This window comes from Dialister sp. UBA1703 (assembly GCA_002320515.1).
In the GTDB taxonomy this organism is placed as follows: domain Bacteria; phylum Bacillota; class Negativicutes; order Veillonellales; family Dialisteraceae; genus Dialister.
On sequence record DCJJ01000099.1, the window covers coordinates 1 to 3882 of the forward strand.

Sequence of the window (3882 nt, forward strand, 5' to 3'; positions counted from 1 at the left end):
ATGAATTAATCAGTGCTTCCTTAACCCGGGGCCGCTCCGCGGCCCCCAATGAGCGCTTTCCCCCTATTCTATCACATTCCTGTCCCATGCATAAAGCACAAAAGAACTGCGGCTTCCTGCCGCAGTTCCCTTTGTCACATTTCTTACATGGCGTCGTAAATATCTGCCACCGCATCATATTCTTCATCCGTTGGGGGAACGTATTCCGCCTCCCCGTTTTCATCGATGTCAATTCTGGCAAGGATGATATCCGGTTCTTCTTCGTCCTCAGACTCGGGAATGGATACCAGTACAGCGAATTCCTTTCCGGAGAAGGGAATCACCGTATCCTGCACGTAGTCTTTTTCACTGCCGTCAGGGCCGGTAATAGTAATAATAATGGGGTCTTCTTTTTTCTCGGTCATAGGTTTATCCTCTGTTTTTGAATGAAAGATGCTGCAGGTACCCTTCCAGGATGGCTACAGCTGCCATTTTATCTATGACTTTCTTTCGTTTTTTCCGGCTCACGTCGGCTGCGATAAGCTGTTTCTGGGCCATGACGGTGGTAAGTCGTTCATCCCAGAAATGGTAGGGAATGTCGGGGAAAGCCTTGGCCAGTTCTTTCGCGAAGGCCTCGGTCCTTTCCACACGGATGCCCTTTGTGCCGTCCATGTTGAGCGGCAGGCCGATGACAAATTCTTCTACCTGGTACTGATCCGTGAGCTCCCGAAGCCTTTTGAAATCAGCCTCCCTTGTGGTGTGCCGTATGGTTTCCAGCCCCTGGGCGGTCCAGCCGAAGAGGTCGCTTACCGCCACGCCGATGGTGACGGAGCCCACATCAAGACTCATGATTCTCATTTCATAAGCCCTTGTGCTTTACGTAGAAACGGACCAGCTCTTCCACCAGTTCATCTCTTTCGATACCGGAAATAAGCCTTCTGGCGTCATGTCGGCTGGTAATATATGTCGGCTCCCCTGAAACAAGATATCCTACAAGCTGTACCGTAGGATTATGCCCTGCTTCTTTCAAAGCCGCATACACTTCCTGCAGAATCATGGCCGCCTGTCGGTTCTCGCCTTCATCGGCATTGGTATTGAATAAAATCGTTTCATCAGAGACTGACATATATATCCCTCCTTAACCAAGCATGTCGGCAATAGCCGCAACGCCTGCTTTCACTGCTTCTTCCAGCTTTGCTGTATCACGGCCGCCGGCCTGTGCTACTGCCGGTTTGCCGCCACCACCGCCGCCGCATACTTTGGCGGCTTTGGAAACTACCTTGCCCATATGGACACCGGCCTTCACCGCTTCCGGAGAAGCCATGCCCACCAGGTTTACCTTGTCGCCGGATACGGTGCCAAGGATGAAGGCGCCATTTTCAAGTTTTGCCTTCACTACGTCGGCGGCCTTTCTAAGGTCGTCCATATTATCTGCCTGTACCACGGCGCCAAAGAAGGAAATGCCCTTCTTTTCCTGGAGATCCTTCATAAGGGAATCCAGTTCGCCCTTTGTCTGTTCTTTCTTCAGAGCTTCCAGCTGTTTTTCCAGATCCTTCACTTCGGAAAGGAGTTTTTCAATCTTTTCCGGAACATTTTCCACCTTTCCCTTCAGGAGAGAAGCGGAATTTTCAAGGAGACTGCGGTCGGCCTTCATCATTTCATAGGCCTTCTTGCCGGTCACTGCTTCGATACGGCGGATGCCGGAGCCGATGCCTCCTTCGCTGATCAGACGGAAGGAACCAAGTTCGCCGGAGTTCTTCACATGGCTGCCGCCGCAGAGTTCCTTACTGAAATCTCCTACGGAAACCACCCGTACTACGGAACCGTACTTTTCACCGAAGAGAGCCATGGCACCCGATTTCTTTGCCTCTTCCAGAGGCATTTCCTTGATATTCACAGGAAGGGCATGGAGGATTTCACGGTTTACCGCCTCTTCCACAGCAGCAAGCTGTTTTCCGGAGAGCGGTTCCGGCCAGGTGAAATCAAAACGGAGCCGGTCAGGAAGTACAAGGGAACCTGCCTGGTTTACCTGTCCGCCCAGTACTTCACGAAGTGCTGCCTGCAGCATATGGGTACCGGTATGGTTTCTTGCCAGGTCTTCTCTTCTTTCCCTGTCAACCACAGCCTTCACCGTGTCTCCTTCGGAAATAGTGCCTTCGCGAACGGTGCCGATGACATAAATAATGCCGTCAGGGAGCTTCTTCGTATCTTCTACGTCGATTACCCCTTCTTCACCGGTAATAGTGCCGGTATCGCCGATCTGTCCGCCCCCTTCTGCATGGAAGGGGTTGTTCTGAAGGATAACTGTCACTTCCGTGCCGTCAGCAGCTTCCTTGATTTCCTTACCGTCTTTACCAAGAAGGAGGAGCTTTGTTTCTCCATCCCTGTCTTCTGTAGTGAGGCTTGCTGCATCAAGCTTGGTGGTATCCGGAGTTGCCACTTTGGCGGAAACCTTGGCACGGGCAGCTCTGGCTCTTTCCTTCTGTTCTGCCATGGATGCTTCAAAGCCTTCCTTATCAATGGTGAGGCCCTGTTCCTTGGCAATTTCATCGGTCAGTTCCCATGGGAAACCGTAGGTATCGTAGAGCTTGAACACCTTGTCGCCGGAAAGGACGGTGCCCTGTTTCTTCTTTGTATCTTCCAGCATTTCGGAAAGAAGATCCGTGCCTGCATTCAGGGTAGCATGGAAACGGTCTTCTTCTACGCCGGCTACTTTCTTAATAAATGCCTGTTTGTCCACCAGTTCCGGATAAGCGGGCTTCATCATACTGATAACCACATCGATCATCTGGCCGATGAAAGCGTCCTGGATGCCCAGGAGCTTGCCGAAGCGGACTGCACGGCGCAGAATGCGGCGGAGCACATAGCCTCTGCCTTCATTGGAAGGAAGAATGCCATCGGCAATCATATTTGTAATAGCCCGGGCATGGTCGGAAATAACTTTCAGCGCCACATCGCCCTGGGCGCTCTGTCCGTAGGGTACACCGGAGAGTGCAGATGCTTCTTCAATAATGGGGAAGAAAAGATCCGTTTCAAAGTTGTTTTTCTTTTTCTGAAGAACCGCAGCCAGACGTTCCAGACCTGCGCCGGTATCAATGTTCTTCTTGGCAAGCGGCAGGTAAGAGCCGTCTTTCTGGCGGTCATACTGGGAGAAAACCAGGTTCCAGATTTCAAGGAAACGGTCGCCGTCCCCGCCCATCTGGTTTTCCGGATCTGTGCCGAATTCCTCGCCCTGGTCATAGAAAATTTCAGAGTCAGGACCGCAGGGGCCTTCCCCGATTTCCCAGAAATTGTCGGACAGCGGATAAATGTGGTTTTCCGGCAGGCCGATCATCTTGTGCCAGTAATCATGGGCTTCATTGTCATCGGGATAAATGGTGACATAAAGGCGGGACTGGTCCAGCTTTAATACCTCTGTCAGGAATTCCCAGGCCCAGGTAATGGCTTCCTTCTTGAAATAGTCGCCGAAGGAGAAATTCCCCAGCATTTCAAAGAAGGTATGGTGACGGGCTGTATGGCCCACGTTTTCAATATCGCCGGTGCGGATGCACTTCTGGCTGGTGGTGACACGATGACGGGGCGGTTCCACCTTGCCTGTGAAATAAGGCTTCAGCGGTGCCATGCCTGCACCGATTAAAAGAAGACTGGGGTCATCCTTCGGGATCAGAGAGAAGCTCTTTAATCTCAGATGGCCTTTTTGATTTTCAAAAAATGAAAGATATGATTCACGAATATCATTGCCCTTCATGATAAACCCCCTTACTGTAGTTGTGTTCTTCATTATATATGACTTGCACGGTCCATGCAAATAGATATTTGTTTATGATGTAGATTCATATGGAGCTTTAAGGAAGCGCTGATTAAATCACTGTCTGCTTTTATTCTTGAATTTTTATGCAATGC

The 3882-nt window shown here is 50.7% G+C and carries 4 protein-coding genes; all 4 read right to left on the reverse strand.

What is annotated here, in order from left to right:
* Window positions 1-143 precede the first annotated feature (143 nt).
* The 4 genes from B2Y11_RS04765 to alaS are packed head-to-tail and all read right to left on the reverse strand — an operon-like array spanning window position 144 to window position 3727.
* Entirely contained in the window at window positions 144-404 is a 261-nt protein-coding gene (locus B2Y11_RS04765; RefSeq protein ID WP_291056846.1) for a DUF1292 domain-containing protein, read from the reverse strand.
* 4 nt (window positions 405-408) lie between these two features.
* The gene (gene ruvX / locus B2Y11_RS04770; protein ID WP_291056848.1) at window positions 409-837 is read right to left on the reverse strand and encodes a Holliday junction resolvase RuvX; all 429 of its coding nucleotides are present in this window, start codon (window positions 835-837) and stop codon (window positions 409-411) included.
* 1 nt (window position 838) lies between these two features.
* Window positions 839-1105 (reverse strand): IreB family regulatory phosphoprotein, encoded by a 267-nt coding sequence (locus B2Y11_RS04775; RefSeq protein WP_291056850.1) that lies wholly within the window; start codon window positions 1103-1105, stop codon window positions 839-841.
* 12 nt (window positions 1106-1117) lie between these two features.
* Complete coding sequence (gene alaS, locus B2Y11_RS04780) at window positions 1118-3727, reverse strand: alanine--tRNA ligase (RefSeq protein ID WP_291056852.1); 2610 nt, start codon at window positions 3725-3727, stop codon at window positions 1118-1120.
* Window positions 3728-3882 lie beyond the last annotated feature (155 nt).